Source organism: Streptomyces sp. NPDC034670, from assembly GCF_055574875.1.
Genome location: NZ_JBVITR010000013.1, coordinates 1 through 16,547 on the forward strand (window position 1 = coordinate 1; position 16,547 = coordinate 16,547).

General features: G+C 72.4%; 13 protein-coding genes and 1 pseudogene. 8 read left to right on the forward strand and 6 right to left on the reverse strand.

Features of this window, described 5'->3' with window-relative positions:
• The 4 genes and pseudogenes from ACZ56B_RS12095 to ACZ56B_RS12110 form a co-directional block, all read right to left on the reverse strand.
• Window positions 1-479 (reverse strand): annotated as a pseudogene (locus ACZ56B_RS12095) (hypothetical protein); the annotation flags it as partial.
• 3 nt (window positions 480-482) lie between these two features.
• Entirely contained in the window at window positions 483-2,042 is a 1,560-nt protein-coding gene (locus ACZ56B_RS12100; RefSeq protein ID WP_468788928.1) for an ABC transporter substrate-binding protein, read from the reverse strand.
• A gap of 91 nt (window positions 2,043-2,133) precedes the next feature.
• A complete protein-coding gene (locus tag ACZ56B_RS12105) occupies window positions 2,134-2,715 on the reverse strand; it encodes a GNAT family N-acetyltransferase (RefSeq protein WP_468788930.1) in 582 nt (193 codons plus the stop codon).
• Window positions 2,716-3,182: 467 nt separating this feature from the next.
• Window positions 3,183-3,725 (reverse strand): hypothetical protein, encoded by a 543-nt coding sequence (locus ACZ56B_RS12110; RefSeq protein ID WP_468788932.1) that lies wholly within the window; start codon window positions 3,723-3,725, stop codon window positions 3,183-3,185.
• Between the two features lie 202 nt (window positions 3,726-3,927).
• Between ACZ56B_RS12110 and ACZ56B_RS12115 the strand changes: the two genes are divergently transcribed.
• The gene (locus ACZ56B_RS12115) at window positions 3,928-4,530 is read left to right on the forward strand and encodes an HD domain-containing protein (protein WP_468788934.1); all 603 of its coding nucleotides are present in this window, start codon (window positions 3,928-3,930) and stop codon (window positions 4,528-4,530) included.
• Window positions 4,531-4,674: 144 nt separating this feature from the next.
• On the opposite strand, the gene ACZ56B_RS12120 is transcribed toward ACZ56B_RS12115, so the two are convergent.
• On the reverse strand, window positions 4,675-5,115 hold the full coding sequence (locus ACZ56B_RS12120; protein WP_468788936.1) for a hypothetical protein: 441 nt from the start codon (window positions 5,113-5,115) through the stop codon (window positions 4,675-4,677).
• A 204-nt stretch (window positions 5,116-5,319) separates the two neighbouring features.
• On the opposite strand from ACZ56B_RS12120, the gene ACZ56B_RS12125 reads away from it, so the two are divergent.
• Both ACZ56B_RS12125 and ACZ56B_RS12130 read left to right on the forward strand, forming a co-directional pair.
• Window positions 5,320-5,652, forward strand: coding sequence for a hypothetical protein (locus ACZ56B_RS12125; RefSeq protein ID WP_468788938.1), 333 nt, complete (start codon window positions 5,320-5,322; stop codon window positions 5,650-5,652).
• On the forward strand, window positions 5,649-5,870 hold the full coding sequence (locus tag ACZ56B_RS12130; RefSeq protein ID WP_468788939.1) for a hypothetical protein: 222 nt from the start codon (window positions 5,649-5,651) through the stop codon (window positions 5,868-5,870). The genes ACZ56B_RS12125 and ACZ56B_RS12130 overlap by 4 nt, the downstream gene beginning before the upstream one ends.
• 103 nt (window positions 5,871-5,973) lie before the next feature.
• Here ACZ56B_RS12130 and ACZ56B_RS12135 read toward each other — a convergent pair whose 3' ends face one another.
• Window positions 5,974-6,381, reverse strand: coding sequence for a hypothetical protein (locus ACZ56B_RS12135; protein WP_468788940.1), 408 nt, complete (start codon window positions 6,379-6,381; stop codon window positions 5,974-5,976).
• Between the two features lie 494 nt (window positions 6,382-6,875).
• On the opposite strand from ACZ56B_RS12135, the gene betT reads away from it, so the two are divergent.
• From betT to ACZ56B_RS12160, 5 genes are all read left to right on the forward strand, one after another.
• Window positions 6,876-9,152 (forward strand): choline BCCT transporter BetT, encoded by a 2,277-nt coding sequence (betT, locus tag ACZ56B_RS12140; RefSeq protein ID WP_468788942.1) that lies wholly within the window; start codon window positions 6,876-6,878, stop codon window positions 9,150-9,152.
• A gap of 457 nt (window positions 9,153-9,609) precedes the next feature.
• Window positions 9,610-10,224: a hypothetical protein gene (locus tag ACZ56B_RS12145; RefSeq protein WP_468788944.1), complete on the forward strand. Its 615-nt coding sequence runs from the start codon at window positions 9,610-9,612 to the stop codon at window positions 10,222-10,224.
• Window positions 10,225-10,760: 536 nt separating this feature from the next.
• Complete coding sequence (locus ACZ56B_RS12150; RefSeq protein ID WP_468788946.1) at window positions 10,761-11,183, forward strand: hypothetical protein; 423 nt, start codon at window positions 10,761-10,763, stop codon at window positions 11,181-11,183.
• Window positions 11,173-11,838 carry a hypothetical protein gene (locus tag ACZ56B_RS12155; protein ID WP_468788948.1) on the forward strand — a complete coding sequence of 222 codons (666 nt, stop codon included), beginning with the start codon at window positions 11,173-11,175 and terminating at the stop codon, window positions 11,836-11,838. Before ACZ56B_RS12150 ends, ACZ56B_RS12155 begins: the two co-directional genes overlap by 11 nt.
• 2 nt (window positions 11,839-11,840) lie before the next feature.
• Complete coding sequence (locus ACZ56B_RS12160) at window positions 11,841-16,547, forward strand: putative T7SS-secreted protein (RefSeq protein ID WP_468788950.1); 4,707 nt, start codon at window positions 11,841-11,843, stop codon at window positions 16,545-16,547.

Here is a 16,547-nt window from a genome sequence, read left to right on the forward strand (position 1 = left end):
CCCCCCCCCCCCCCCCCCCCCCCCCCCCCCCCCCCCCCCCCCCCCCCCCCCCCCCCCCCCCCCCCCCCCCCCCCCCCCCCCCCCCCCCGCCGCGGCCCGAGGCGGAGCGTCCGGGCGCAGACGAGCGCGGCGGTGACGGCGGCGACCAGGAGCGCCGCCGTCATCAGCAGCAGGGAGACGCCCAGGGCGCGCAGCACCTCGGGCATGACCTCGCCGCCGGAGATCCACGACCGCCCGGCGTCCCCGCGCCACAGCCCGCCCAGCCACTGTCCGAGCAGGGACAACGGGCCTGCGTCCAGCCCCAGTTCCGCGCGGATGTCCGCCAGCACCTCGGGCGAGGGGTCGCGCTCGGCCGACCGCGCCTTGAGCACGGTCAGCGCCGGGTCGGTGTGCGAGAGCCGGGGCAGCAGGCCGATGCCGCACACGAGGGCGACCGCGAGCACGGTGCGCCACAGGAGGACGGCCGGGTTCCGGCGCACGGGTCAGCGCCGCGTTCCCGTGCCGACGAGGGTGCGCTCGTAGGGATCGAGCAGCACGCCCCGCACCGAGGCGCCGGTACCGGTGATGATCCGCTGGTGCACCAGCGGCACCACGGCGTCGCTGCCGAGGACGGCGGCCTCGGCGGCCATGACCGCGTCCTGCCGCTTGCCGGGGTCGGAGATCCGCTCGGCCTCGGCGACCGCCCGGTCGACGTCCTCGTCGCACAGCTGGGCGATGTTGTAGCCGCCGTCGCAGGTGTGGTCGCCGGCGAGCACGGAGACGGGGTCCCCGGTGTCCAGGAGGGTGTTGCGGGCCAGCACGAACGCGTCGAACTTCCCGGCCAGCGCGTCGGACTCGATCCGGGCGTACTCGCGCACCTCGAGCCTCACCGCGAACCCGGCCTTCTCCAGCTGCTGCTTCACCACCTGGGCGACCTCGGGGAGTTCGGGCCGGTTGTCGTAGGTGGCGAGGGTGAGCGAAGTGCCCTTCGGGCGGCCGGCCCGCGCCCGGCCGACCGGGTCGGTCCGCTTGCCCTCGGCCCAGGTCACGGCGGGCCCGTAGAGGCCGGCGCCCGGGTCGGCGTACCCCTCGTACACCCCCTCGGCGAGCGCGGAGGTGTCGACGGCCGCGCGGGCGGCGGCGCGCAGGGCCGGGTCCTCGAAGGGGCCGGAGGCGGTGTTGAGCAGGAGGCTGGTGGTGCGGGTGGTGGCGGTGTCGTGCCGGGTCTTCGGGTCGAGGGCGGCCGCCTGGGCGACGGGCACCGCCTCGGCGATGTCGACCTCGCCGGTGCGCAGCGCGTTGGCGCGGGCGGTGCCGTCGGCGACGAACCGGGCGTCCACGCTGGAGGCCTGGGCACGGCCGCCCCAGTAGTCGTCGAAGCGGTCGAGGGCGGCGGACGAGGCCCCGTCGACCCCGGTGAGCTCGAAGGGCCCGGTGGCGGTGCCGACGGGGTCGACGCGGCCGTCCGCGCCGTAGGCCTTGGCGGAGAACACGGCGAGGTTCGGGCTGGACAGCCGCAGCGGCAGCACGGGGTCGGGCTCGGCGGTGCGGAGGGTGACCTCGCGGTCGGCGCCGGCCTCGGCGGTCAGGTCGACGCCGGAGAGGGCGGCGGGTTCGGGCTCGGCCTCGGTGGCACGGGTGAGCGCGTCGGCGACGGCGGACGCCGTGACGTCCGTGCCGTCCTGGAACCGGGCCTCGCGCAGCGTGAACACCCAGGTTCTCGCGTCCTTCTGACGCCACGACCGGGCGAGCGCGGGCGCGGCGTTGCCGTTGGCGTCCAGGGCGGTCAGGCCTTCGGTGACGCCGAGCCGGCTGAGGAGCGTGGCGTCGGCACCGTACGGCGAGAGGCGCTCGGCGGGCGGGAAGGCGAGCGCGACCCGCAGCCGGGACCCGTTCCCGCCGTCGCCGTCCTTCCCGGACGCACCGTCCCCGGAGGCGAAGCAGCCGGCGAGGAGCGGTATCAGCAGCGCGGCGGCGGCGAGGCGGGGCCGGTGCGGAGGGCGTGCGAGGCGTGGAAGGCGTGCGAGGCGTGGGGGACGGTGGCTGTGGGGTCGGGAGCTCATGGTCCTCGTTCCGTCGGAGCAGGGCAGGACAAGACAGGACAGGGCGGGGCGCGACGGCCGGGCGACAGCCTATATGAAAACGATTTTCAGGTCACGGCCGGTTTCCGCGCCCCGGCGCTGCCGCGCGCGCCGCCTCCCGCACCCCTCCCCAGGGCACCTCGAAGTGCACGATGCCCTGCCCGCCGGGGTCCTCGCGCTCGTCGTGCACGACCTTCCCGACGGACCGCCAGAACGCCTCCGCCCCGGGCACGGTGGGGTCGGTGTGCAGATAGACGGACCGGTACCCGCCGTCGGCGGCGGCGAAGTCGAGCAGCGCCCCGACGAGCCGCCGGGCGATGCCGCGCCGACGGTGCCCGGGCCGCACGTAGATCCGCCGCAGCTGCGCGGTCTCCCCCGACGGGAACCGCTCGGCGACGTCCCGCGGGTTCGGCGGGTGCGCGGGCCCCCGCGAGTCCAGGGCCCCGGTCCCCACGACGCTCCCGTCCCGCTCGTCGACGGCGACGAGCAGCGTGTGCCGGGGCGAGACCAGGTAGGCGGCGGCCGGATCGATGATGTCGCCGTGCCAGCGGGGCACGTAGCCACTGGCGAAGTCGCGGTAGACGGTGTCGAGCATCACGGCCCGAGCGCCGTCGAGGTCTTCCGGGGTCGCCGACTTGATGCTGTAGGAATGCACCTGCACAGGATATGCAAGAAGGATCCAGGGCCGGCCGCCCCCTCGTCTCACCCCTCCTCCGCCTCCTCCCTCCTCCGCGGCCGACGGACGAAGGCGGAGAAAGCCGTCCACGGCCGACGGGTGAGGAAGGGGAAGGACCTCGCGCACGCCGGAGACGGACCCCCGGACCCGGCAACCGCCATCGCGTCGCGGTGTCCCGGCTTGGAACGGAGACGAAGACGGAGGCGAAGACAGGGGCGGGGGCGGGAAGACCTACGGCGGCCCCCTTCGGCATGGGCGGAGTTGACGAACCAGTCACCGGAACCCGGGTCCGAGTCCGGGTCCGGGTCCGGGTCCGGGTCCGGGTCCGGGTCCGGGTCCAAGGACTGCCGAGCACCCCGGACGTCCGGCGGCGCGCCACCGCCGCACCGACTGGACGTGCCACCACCGCACCACCGCACCACCTCACCACCGCACCACCGCACCGGCTATTCGACACCCGCCGCGTCGAGCAGCCGGACCACCTCCTTGCGCCCGTACCCGAGCAGACGGGCCCGGTGAGCCGCCGTCAGCACCAGGTGCGCGACGATCGCCGCCGCGTACCCGTCCTTGGTGTCGGCGTCGGACCATTCCCCGGTCTTCTCGACCCCCAGGCTGTTCATCACCAGTCCGTGCTCGCGGCGGATCTCCGCGACGGTGCCCGCGACCGCGTCCAGGAGCGTCTTCCCCGGCCGCTCGCACTCCAGGACGAAACACCCCCGGTCGACCGGCACACAGCCTTCCGGTGGACGCGCCCGCAGGCCCGCGTACCGCTCGTCCTCGCATCCGGCGGCCCGGAACTCGTCGTGCACCAGCGAGAACCGGTGGAAGCCGGGCGGCACCGGAGGCGGCGGAGGCGTGTACTCCCACCCCGCGTCCTCGTACAGCAGCCTCTTCGCCTCCTCCGCGTCGGCGTGCGTCACGGTGAAGCCGTTGGCCTCGTTGCGCCCGGTCGTCGTGCCGTCGGGGTTGCGGTGGAAATGCAGACCCATGCGTCCTCCCCTGCCGTGATGGGAACGGGCCGAAAGGCCCCGTCGACGGATCGAACGGGCGGCGTCTCCGGCGCGTGCCCGTCCCCCGGTTCTTCACCCGATCGTGTGTTCCCCCTGCGGAACACGCCGCGGCGCCCGCCCCGGCGGACAACCGTGCGGGTGGGCCGCCGGCGCCCGGAACGGCGGTTGTTACCCTCCCCGGGTGAGGATTCCGGGACCCGAAGAGATCCGTGCGCTGCACGAGAAGTACGCGCCCACCGCCGAGGCGTTCGCGCTCGTCCACACGCACTGCGAGATCGTCTGGAGCATCGCCGAGCAGCTCCTCGCCGCGCCGCGCCTCGGTCACCTCGACGCCGGACTGGTCCGCGCCGGCTGCCTCCTCCACGACATCGGCGTCTACCGCCTCTACGGGTCCGACGGGCGGCTGGACCACGAGAACTACATCCGGCACGGGCTGCTCGGCCAGGAGATCCTCGAGCAGGAGGGCTTCCCCGAGACCGTGTGCCGGTTCTGCTCCCACCACACCGGAGTGGGGCTCACCCGGCACGACATCACGAGCCAGAACCTCCCGCTGCCTCCCGGCGACTACCTGGCGGTGACGGCGGAGGAGCGGCTGGTGATGTACGCGGACAAGTTCCACTCCAAGTCCCGGCCGGCGGCCTTCCTCTCCCCCGACGAGTACGCCGCCCACGTCCGCCGCTTCGGCGAGGAGAAGGTGACCGCCTTCCAGTCCCTGCGCGCCGAGTTCGGCGACCCCGACCTCACCCGTCCGGTGCCGGACGGGGGTGTGTCCGCCCGCCGGTGACTCCCGGTGACCGTCGCGCGGCGCCGGCCGCGCCGGGGTCAGGGCCCCTGCCCCGCCGTCACGGCCGGAGACGACCGGTGCCTCGACGGCGCGGACCCGCACGCACGGGCACGGACGGGCGGGAGGCACCCGAGCGGCCGCGGTTCACGCATAGGGATCGGGGATCACCTCGGCCGCCGACTCGACGACCTCGTCCACCCGCAGGATCGCGCAGCGAACGGACCCGGACTGCGCGATCAGCACATCGGGAAAGTGGGCCTCGTAGAAGCGGAGGTACCCGATGGTGCCCGCGGTCGTCGTACGCGCGCCGAGCCACAGCACGATCCGGCGCAGGTCATCGAACTCGTCGGGATGCGCCTCCTGCCGCACGGTCAGCGCCCACCCCCAGTCGTCGGAGCGCAGTTCCCCGACCAGAACGCCCCCGATCCGCCGCGCCGGTCCCCGGGCGTCCCACAGGGGGTACTCGTATCCGTCGTCCTGCCGGCCGCCCTCCTCCCCCAAGTGCCAGCGCAGCAGGGCGAGGTCCTGGGGCGGGAGCGAGTCCGGCAGGTCGAGCGTGAGCTGGAGTTCGTAGACGTCGGCCATGACCGGAAGGCTATGGGCCCTGTCCCGGTCGTTCTCCGGCGGGCGCCCGGTGTCCCGGTGAGCCGGCCGGCGCCTCCTCGTTCCCCGTTGCTTCCACCACCGGTGGCCACCCTGCGGTGCACCGGCCGGGCACGCCGCAGGACGACCACCGGCAAACACTGCGAAGTGCCCAGCTCGTCACGCTTGTTGACCTACGGTGACGTCATGACGACGAAGCCCCTTCCCCACCTGACTCCGACCGGCACCTGTTGGTGCGGCTGCGCCAAGAAGGTCGGCCCGGGATCCTTCTTCGCTCCCGGTCACGACAAGGTGGCGGAGGCGGCCCTGCTCGCGGTCGAGTACGGCTCCTCGGTCGCCCAGCTGCTGCACGGACACGGGTACGGTCCCGGGCACTCGGTGAGCGCACGCGCCGTTTCCGAGGGCGTGTGGCAGCAGTGCCCGGCCTGCGACTACGTCGGCGCACCGGCGAGCATCACCAACCACACGAGGCGAACCCACACCACCACCGCCGAGCGGGCCCGAGGAGCGGCACGATGACCGGGCCGACCTCCAGCCAGCGCGCCGATCTCGAGAAGGCGGTGCGTGCGTACGGCGGCTACTGGGACACCGAACGCGGCCTGCGCGCACTGCGCGACACGGGGCACGAGCCGCAGGAGAAGAACACCCGCCACATCCTCCGCGATCTCGCGAGCGAGGGGCTCTTGGTGAAGGTGGAGGACCGGCCCGTCCGCTATCGCGCAGCGCAGACGGACTGAAGCGGTGTCGACGGCGTGTCCGCCCCAGCTCCCTCCTCGCGGTGCCACACAGGCCCGGGGAGCGAGGACCCGCCTGCCTCTGGTGTGAACGGAACGGCACACCTCAGCCGACCCTCTTCCACTCCCGGCACCCGTGGGCCTTGGAGTGCTCCCCGCTGTTGAGCGTCACGCGCCCCGGTCCGTCGAGGTTGTCGTTGGTGATGGCGGAGAGCCACGTCGACGAAATACTGAGCTCGACCACCGCCGAGTGGTGCGCCGACGCCGTACGGCACGGACGCGTCCCCGGCCGGGACTTCCACGTCCGGCTGGCCGCCGAGGTGGACAACGGACGGCGGCTGTGCGTGGAGGTCTCCGGCACCCGCGCCGAACGCCGGCCCGCCGTCACCGCCTCCACGGGCCTCGAAGCGGAGTCCGAGTCCGGCCGCGGCCTCCTCCTCGCCACCGCCCTGGCCGACGACCGGTCGTGTTCGAGCTCCTCGAGAAAGCGGTCACGGTTCACGAGCCAGGTCACCGAGGGATCCTCCCGTGCCCGACCTCGAGCGCGGCCTGAACCGCCCCGGCCCGGGAAGCCGGACGCGCGGGTGCCGCATGTCGCCGGATGCGGCAGAAGCGAGGGCTCGGCTCGGCGACCCTCCGGAAGAGTGACGGCTCCACGGCCGCCCGCGAGGCCTGGAGCACCGGTTGCCCCTCCCCCGCGACGACGACCGGTCGGTACGGCCATACCCAACTCAAAGGTGATATCAGGCACATTCCGCTCACCGGACACGGCATCGCCGATCACCGTCCGAGCATCACGAAAGCCCAGGTCACAGGCATTGCCCGAGGGTCCCGCCACCCCGGAGTGACTCACGGGGATCACTTCGTTAGGAGTACTAACATCACCAGATGGGCCCCACGGCAGGGTGCCCCCTGTGCACGGCCTCCCCCGTTCCTTCGGATCGAGGCCGCGGACGTCCGCCCGCGGCGGCGTCCGCCCGAACCCGTCGTCGACAGGAGGAGGACTGCGTGACCGAAGCCGTAGACACGCCCCGCCCCGGGAACGAGCCGCCGAAGCCCCCGATCGAACGCCGCCACCTCGGCGGCACCGAACGGCGACGCCACGGCCAGGAGGCCGAGAACCGTCCTCCCGTCTCCAGCCGGGAGCTCAGCAAGGCCCCCGCGGAACTCATCGAGGAGCCCGGCCCCCGGGTCAATTGGCGTGTCTTCATCATCGCCTCGGCCGTCGTCGTCGCCTTCTCCCTGTGGGCCATGTTCGCGCCCGGGCACGCCGCCGGCACCATGCGGGGCATGGTGGCCTGGATCGCGGAGAACCTCGGCTGGTTCTACGTCCTGACCGTCACCGTGGTGATCGTGTTCGTCCTCTGGGTCGCGCTGTCCAAGGAGGGCTCCGTCCGGCTCGGCCCCGACCACTCCCGGCCGCAGTACAAGCTCTTCACCTGGGTGGCCATGCTGTTCGCCGCCGGGGTGGGCATCGATATGCTCTTCTACTCCGTCACCGGGCCCATCAGCCAGTACATGGCCCCGCCGGCGGGCGAGGGCCGGACGGGCGCGGCCGCCCAGGACGCCGTGGTCTGGACCATGTTCCACTACGGTGTGGCCGGCTGGGCCATGTACTCGCTGCTCGGCATGGCCATGGGCTACTTCGCCTACCGCTGGGGCATGCCGCTGTCCATCCGGGCCGCCCTGTACCCGCTGCTCGGCAAGCGCGTCCGCGGCGGGCTCGGCGACACCATCGACATCGTCACCCTGGTCGGCACCGTCTTCGGCGTCGCCACCTCCATGGGCATCGGCGTCGTGCTGCTGAACGTCGGCTTCGCCTGGCTGTTCGGCCTCCCGCAGGGCCTGGCCCTGCAGATCGCGCTGGTGGCCGTGGCCGTGGTCATGACCATCGCCGCCTGCACCTCGGGCGTGGACAAGGGGATCCGGCTGATCTCCGAGCTGAACGTCTGGAGCGCGGCGGCCATGCTGCTCTACATCCTGGTGACCGGGGAGTCGGCGTTCCTGCTCAACGCGCTGGTGGAGAACATCGGCCGGTTCGTCTTCTCGCTGCCGGAGCGGACCCTGCAGACCTTCGCCTATGAGGAGGGGGGCTCCGCGTGGATGTCCGGCTGGACCCTGTTCTTCTGGGCGTTCTGGCTGGCCTGGGGCCCGTTCGTGGGCCTGTTCCTCGCCCGCATCTCCCGCGGCCGCACCCTGCGCGAGTTCGTCATCGCCGCCGTCACCGCCCCGGTGCTCTGCGACTTCCTGATCGTGAGCGTCTTCGGCAACAGCGCCATGCACCAGGTCCTGAACGGGAACACGGAGTTCGCCCGGCAGGCCGTGGACAGCCCGGAGGAGGGCTGGTTCGCGCTGCTGGAGATGTTCCCCGGCGCCGGCTTCCTGATCGGCCTCGGCACCCTGTCCGGACTGCTGTTCTACCTCACCAGCGCCAACTCCGGCGCCATGGTGATGTCCAACTTCTCCTCCTCGATCCCCAAGCCGACGCAGGACGGGGCGAAGTGGCTGCGCGTCTTCTGGGCGGTGCTCACCGCGGTGCTGACCATCGCGATGCTGGTGGCCGGCGGGGTCACCACCATGGAGTACGCGACGCTCATCTTCGCCCTGCCGGTGACGGTCATCGCCTGGCTGGTGATGGCCTCCTTCTCCAAGGTCCTGCGCATGGAGCGGGCCGAGCGGGAGGGCCGGGTCCTGCGCCGGCAGTCGGCGGCCGCGCACGGCGGTCACGCACCCGAGCGCACCTGGCGCCAGCGGCTGGAGCGGATGCGCTCCTACCCCTCGGAGAAGCAGGCGGCCCAGTTCATGGAGCGCACCGTGCGGCCGGCGCTGGCCGACGTGGTCCGCGAGTTCGGGAAGCAGGGCTACCAGGCCACGCTGGACCCGGCCCCGAACGAGCACACCGGCGTCGTCGGCCACACGCTGGCGGTCGTGATCCCCGAGCACCGCGCCTTCCACTACCAGGTGCAGGCCGTCGAGGCCCCGGTGCCGATGTTCGGGGGCCGCATGTCCCGCCAGACGGACGTCTACTACCGGGTCGAGGTGTTCACCCAGACCGGCTCCGAGGGCTACGACCTCATGGGCCTGTCCCCCCAGCAGGTGATCGACGACGTCCTGGACCGCTACGAGGCGCACCTGGGCTTCCTCGCCTACTCCACCGAGCACGCCTGCGCCTCGGTGCTCACGCCGCCGGTCGCGACCGTCACGGGCGCGGTTCCGGCGGTGGGATCCGCGGAGCCGCGCAGCGACGCCGGTGCGGACACGGTGGGCGGCGGGCCGAGGACGTAGGCGCCGTTCCACGGACGTCCGCGACTTCGCGGACGGGGATCTCGACCTGATCGTCGACCTCGCCGGCTCCGGCACCACCACCGCTTCAGCCGTGGACGCCGTCGGGCACGGCGGCCGGTCCCAGCGGGCGACAGCCCCGTCGGCGTCCCTCGCCGGTGGCCGGGGCCACGGAGCCGGGCGACCTTCCGCCGCCCTCCCCGTACCACGAGCCGCCCACGCTCAGCGGCGGCCTCGGGCCTGCCGACTGGTCCGCCCCGCTCGATCCGGACTGAGTACGGACACCCAGTCGGAACGAGTGGGGGCGCGGATGTCGCGCAGGGCTCTCCGTCCCCTAGTGTCCACAGCGACGCCCCGGCAGAAGCAGCCGGCGGCTGCGTGGCCGCTCCCGGACAGGACGGCCCGACGGTGCCGAATGCCGCTCCGCCACCGCCCCGCTCGACGAGGATCTTGGACTTCCATGTTGCACGGACCACGCCCCGTACCGGCCCCGCACCACCGGAGCGGCTCCTACCTGCCCCTGCCCCTGGCTCTCGTCCTGACCGCACTTCTCCTCAGCGGATGCGGCACGACCGGAAACGACGGCACCGGCTCCCCCGGCAGCACCGCCGGCCCTTCCCAGGAGGCCCGCGCGGGCCTTCCCGACGCGGGCACGGCGACGACCGAGGAGGCGGTCGCCGCCGTGAAGGAGGTGTCCGGCGAGCTGCGCCGGTTCACCGGCGTTCCCGGCAGGGCGTCCGAGCCCGGCCCCGGCGTCAAGGAGTGCGAGGGCAAGGATCCGGACACGTACTTCACCGTCCACCACCCCTGGAACTTCGCGCCGGCGAGGCCCGGCGACATCGACGTGGCGATGGAGAACCTGAAGAAGAGGCTGGACACGGGTGACTGGGTGACCAAGCGGCTGTACCGCGACAACAGTCCCCACAAGGCGCTCAACCTGATCGCCGACAACGACGCGAAGAAGGTCAGCGTCTGGATCGTCCAGTACTCCGAGGACACGACACCGAGTCTCGGGATCAACGTCACGTCCGGCTGCTACCGGGTGCCCGAGGGCGAGACGGTCGACCACTTCTGACGCCGCGGGACGACGACGGGCCCTCGAAGGCGGGCCGTCCGGCGGCGCGTGTGCCGTCCAGCGGAGTGGACGACCCGCCACCGGGGCCGGCCACCGGCCCCGGCCGGACGGAAGAGGCTCGCCGACCCGACGACGCCTCGGAGGCCGCGAACCGCGAGCACGACGCCGACGGCCCAACCTGATCCGCCCGGTTCGCCGGGGCACCTCGCACCGGGCCGCACACCCGCCGTCGTTCGGACCGCGCACGGACAGGACGGGAACACGGCAGCGCGGACCGCACATCCGGCACACTCCCCGCACCGGGATCACCGGCCCGGCGGGTTCCGTCCCCTGGGGCGAGGTGCCGTAGCCGCCTGCGTCCGCGTCCGTGCGCAGGTCGTCGAGCAGGCTCTTGGTGCCTTTGTCCAGCACCGTCTGCCGGTTCGCCACACCGGTGGAGACGCCCGGACGAGCCCCACGAGAACCACCACCCCTCCCCACGCGTCGTGATCCACGGTGCCACCAGTCACCCATGACGCCACGACGAGGGAGGGCCCGTGGAGCAGCCCAGGACGGCGCTCGCCGAGCGCATAGCCGAGCAGCGGGCGGGGGTCGGGGATCCCCGGGCGCTGGTCGGTGAGATGCGGCGGTCGGTGCTTCTGGTCCCGTCCGTCGACGGCCGCCTGTGGAGCGCGCACTCGGGTGGGGTGCGGTGGGTGTGCGCCTTCACGGACGAGACGGCGCTGGCCCGTTTCGCCCTCCACCACGGGCCGGGCGACCGGCCGATGGACTACGCCGCGCTGCTGGGCGCCCGCATCGTGGACGAGATCGTGCCGGGCCTGGGCGAGCCCGCCGGGCTGGCGATGGACATCGCCAGCGAGGACGGGTCGATGTTCTTCCCGCCGGTCACCGGGATCGTCCCCGACGGTGTCGCCGTCGACGCCGACGCGGAGGAGGAGGGACACGGCCGTGGGCGGTGACGGGACGGACCTGAACTTCGACAAGGCGTCGGTCGCGAAGTTCACCAAGGGCGTGGGCGCCACCATCGACGGGCTGGGCGACCTGGGCGGCGCCACCGGCTCGGTGATGGGCAAGGGGTTCTCCCAGTTGTCGATGACCGGGATGGAGGCCGGGCACCACGGCCTGTCCGTCGACTTCGAGGACTTCTGCGAGCGCTGGGAGTGGGGCGTGCGCGCCCTGGTGAACGACGCCAGCCAGATCGCGAACCGTCTCGGACTGGCGGCGGGCACGCTGTGGGAGCACGACCAGTACGTCGCGGGATCGCTGAAGGTGGGGGTCAACGCCCTGATGGGCGGCAACCCGCACGCCTCCGAGGAGGAGATCGCCCGGCAGGACTGGGGCGAGGTGTTCACGCCGGACTCCCTGGACCCGGACTGGAGCGCCGAGTCGTTCGAGCGGGCCGGGCAGGAGATCGAGCAGAACTGGAAGGACACCGGCCGGACGCTGCTCACGGAGGGGCAGGGCGGCCGGCAGTCGGAGATGCTCAACGAGAGGTTGGGCATCGACGAGGGCGAGTGGAACCGGGCGCTGGACGAGACGTTCGGCCCGTCGCCCGAGGAACGCGCCCGGCAGGCGCAGCAGCAGGGCGGTCAGGGCGACGGCGGGGGCAACTGAGCGTGGGCATCGGCGACTTCATCAAGGACATCACGCCGGACTCGGTGGAGGAGGCGGTCGAGGGCGGTGTCGAATGGCTCGGCGACCGGGTCGAGGGCGCGGGGAACTGGACCGCGGACCGGCTGGACGACGTCGGCTGGGAGTCCGGCGCGGACTGGGTGCGCGAGCAGTCGCGTTCGGTCGCGAACCGGATGGGCGCCGAGGTCGACGAGATGGACCTGGGGCAGACCGAGGACAGGACCAAGCTGGTCCACGGCAGCCCGGAGAAGATCCGTTCCACCGCCGGGAGACTCCGCGCCTTCCAGGAGGCGTTCGACGACGCCGGCGAGGGCCTGAAGGGCCTGGACTCCTCTCAGCTCAAGGGTGAGGCCGCCGAGGCGTTGCGGAAGGCGGTGAGCACCCAGCCGCCGAAGTGGTTCACCGGCGCCGACGCCTGCGGGAAGGCGGCCGCCGCGCTGGAGTCGTTCGCCTCCACTGTGAGCTGGGCGCAGGGGCAGGCGCAGACGGCGATCGACAAGTGGAAGGAGGGCGTGAAGGCGTCCGAGGACGCCGCCGACGCCCACCGCAAGAAGGTCGACGCCTACAACAAGGCCGTCGACCGCTACAACGCCCAGCCCGCCGACCGGCGTGACCCGTCCACGCTGCCGCCCTGTCCAGCGCCGACGTTCGACGACCCGGGCGAGAAGCTGATGCGGGAGGCGCAGGAGATCCTCGCCGAGGCCCGCAAGCAGCGGAACACCGCCGCGGAGACCGCCCGCAGCGCGGTTCGCGCGGCGCGGGACCTGGCTCCTCAGAAGCCGTCGTACGCGCAGCAGGTGGGCGACGGTCTGCAGGAGCTGCAGATCATGGGCGACCACGTCGGCGGCGGCATCATCAAGGGCACGGCGGGGCTGCTCAACTTCGTGCGGGGGATCAACCCGCTGGACCCCTACAACCTCACCCACCCGGCCGAGTACGCCACGAACCTCAACAGCCTGGCCTCCGGCCTGCTGCTGGCCGCCAACGACCCCGTCGGCACCGGCAAGCAGATGGTCAGCGACTTCATGAAGGACCCCTACGAGGGGTTCGGCCGGCTCCTCCCCGATCTGGCGCTGACCGCGGCCACCGGCGGAGGCGGCGCCGCGGTCAAGGGCGTGCGCATCGCCGCGGACGCCGCCGACGCCGCACGCGTCCGCAACCTGGTCGACAACGCCCCCGACGGCACCCACAACCGCCCCGACGGCCACCGCACCACCGACGGCACCGACCCCGTCGACCTCGCCTCCGGCCGCATGTTCCTGCCCCAGACGGACGTGGAGATCCCCGGCATCCTGCCGCTGGTCTTCACCCGCCGCACCGAGTCCGGCTGCACGGCGGGCCGCTTCCTGGGGCCGTCCTGGACCTCCACCGTCGACGAGCGCCTGGTGATCGACCCGGTCGGCGTCGTCCACGTCACCGCCGACGGCCTGCTGATCACCTATCCGCACCCCGCCCCCGGCGCCCCCACCCGTCCCGAGTCCGGCACCGCCCGCGCCCCGCTGGCCCGTGACGGGAACGGCGACTACACGGTCACCGACCCCGACACCGGTCTGGTCCGCCACTTCGCCGCCCCGCCCGGCGGCGAACCCGGCGGCGACGGAACCGCCTGGCTGATGTCCGTCACCGAGCGCAACGGCCATACCGTCACCGTCGACCGCACCGACGACGGCCTGCCGACGGCCCTGACCCACTCGGCCGGCCACCGGGTGAGGCTGACCACCACCGAGGGCCGGATCACCGCCCTCTCCCTGGCCGGCGCGGGCGAGGACGGCGCCGACCTGCCGCTGATGGCGTACGGCTACCAGGACGGCGACCTCACCACCGTCACCAAGCCCTCCGGCGCCACCACCACCTTCGTCTACGACAACCGCCGCCGCGTCACCGCCTGGATCGACTCGGGCGGCAGCCGCTACGACTACGCCTACGACGACCGCGACCGCGTCGTCGCGGAGGGCGGTGAGGCCGGCCACGTCCAGATCACCCTCACCTACACCGAACCCGACCCCGAGACCGGCCACCGCACCACCACCCTCACCACCGCCGACGGCCGCACCACCCGCCACCGGATCGACCACCGCTGCCGGGTGATCGCCACCACCGACCCGCTCGGCCACACCACCCGCTACACCTACGACACCCACGGCAACCTGCTCACCCGTACCGACCCGCTGGGCCGCACCACCGCCCACACCTACGACGAGAACGGCCGGCTGGTCCGCGTGATCCGTCCGGACGGTTCCGAATCCCGCGTCACACGCGGTCCGCTCGGGCTGCCGGCGGAGATCACGGGGCCGGACGGAGCCCGCACGACCTACACGTACGACGAGCACGGAAACCGCACCGCGGTCACCGACCCGGCCGGGAACACGACCCGGTCGACCTACGACGACGTCGGCCGTCTCACCTCCGTCACCGACGCCCTCGGCGCCACCACACAGACGGTTTGCGATGCCGCCGGAGTGTTGACCGAGGTCATCGACCCGGTCGGCGGCACCACCTGCCTGGAACGCGACGCCCTCGGCAGGATCACGCGCATCACCGACCCGGTGGGCGCGGTCACCTGCTTCGAGTGGGACGCGGACGGCAACCTCGTCCTCCGAGTGGAGCCGGGCGGGGCCACCGAGTCGTGGACCTACGACGGCGAGGGGAACTGCCTGACCCGCACCGACCCGGCCGGAGGGGTGACCCGATTCGAGTACACCCATTTCGACCTTCTCACCGCCCGCACCCAACCGGACGGCTCCCGTTACGAGTTCGAGTACGACAACGACCTGCGCCTGACCCGTGTCACCAACCCGCAGGGCCTCCGGTGGAGCTACGCGTACGACGCGGCGGGACGGCCGGTCTCGGAGACGGATTTCGACGGCCGCACCATCGGCTATCACCTCGACGGAGCAGGGCAGTTGACGGCCCGGATCGACACGCTCGGTGGTGTCGTCTCCTTCGAGTACGACGAGCTCGGCCGGGTGACCCGCAAGAACGCCGACGACAGGACCACCACCTACGTGTACGACCCGGCCGGGCGTCTCCTGCGGGCAGCCGGCCCGGACGGCGACCTGATCCGTCAGTACGACCGACGCGGCCTGCTCAAGACCGAACTCGTCGACGGCCGCGCCACCACCTATCGTTACGACGCCGTGGGTCGCCGGGTGCGCCGCACCACCCCCACAGGCCATGTCACCACCTATGCCTACGACACGGCCGGCCGCCCCGGCCACCTGACCACCGGCGGTCACCGGGTCGCCTTCACCCATGACGCGGCGGGCCGTGAACTGTCCCGTGTCTTCGGCGACTCCCTCACCCTCGCCTCCGCCTGGGACGAAGCGGGACGCTTGTCCGCCCAGCACCTGACCTCCGACGGCCGCACCCTCGGCGGTCGCGGCTACGCCTACCGCGCCGACGGTCGCCTCACCGCGGTCTCGGACTTGCTGTCGGGCACCCGGACCTTCGACCTCGACCCGGCCGGCCGTGTCACCGCCGTGACCGCCGAGGGCTGGAGCGAGCGTTACGCCTACGACACCGCCGGCAACCAGACCTCCGCCTCCTGGCCCGCGTCCCATCCGGGTCACGAGGCGACCGGCCCTCGCACCTACCGCGGCACCGCCCTCACCCGTGCCGGAGGTGTGCGCTACGAGCACGACCCCCTCGGCCGCGTCACCCTGCGACAGAAGACCCGCCTGTCCCGCAAACCCGACACCTGGCGCTACTCGTGGGACGCCGAGGACCGCCTCACCTCCGTCATCACCCCCGACGGCACCCGCTGGCGCCACCGCTACGATCCGCTCGGCCGTCGCACCGCCAAGCAGCGTCTCGGCTCCGACGGCGAAACGGTCGTCGAGGAGGTCCGCTTCGCCTGGGACGGCGCCACCTTGTGCGAACAGACCACGGTGTCGCAAGACGTCCCCCACCCCGTCGCCCTCACCTGGGACCACCGAGGTCTGGTCCCCCTCGCCCAGACCGAACGCATCCTTACTCCGGGTGCCGGCCAGGAGGAGATCGACCGGCGTTTCTTCGCCATCGTCACCGACCTCATCGGTGCTCCCACCGAGCTCGTCGACGAGACCGGTGACATCGCCTGGCGCACCCGCACCACCCTGTGGGGCACCACCGCCTGGGCCCGCACCAGCACCGCCTACACTCCGTTGCGTTTCCCCGGCCAGTACTACGATCCCGAAACCGGCCTCCACTACAACTACTTCCGCCACTACGACCCGGAAACCGGCCGCTACACCGCCCCCGACCCCCTCGGCCTCGCAGCAGCGCCCAACCCGATCACCTACGTCGACGATCCGTACACGTTCTGCGATCCTTTGGGGCTGTCCCCCTATCCGGGTGACCACAAGCTGAAGGGCGGGGAACAATACGTCTACCGGGCGGTCAAGGAAGATGAGCTGCAGCAACTACTCGAAGGACGGCGGTTCAAGAACCCTCCCGGAATTGAGTCGAAGTACTTTTCGTCGACCCCCGAGGGCGCAGCACTCTACGCCAGGAGCGCCTATGGAACATTTCCCCAGGAAGGGCCCTACTGGCTGGTTCGGGGAATCATCCGGTCAGATCACATCCCTGCCGAGAGTCGCATTTCCCATTTGGCCGACGGAGGCGGTGGAATTGACGCGTTCGCACTGTGGGAGGACGCCATGGGAGAGATCGGCCGCGTCAGAGTCATGCCCTGGATGCCGAATCCCCAGTAG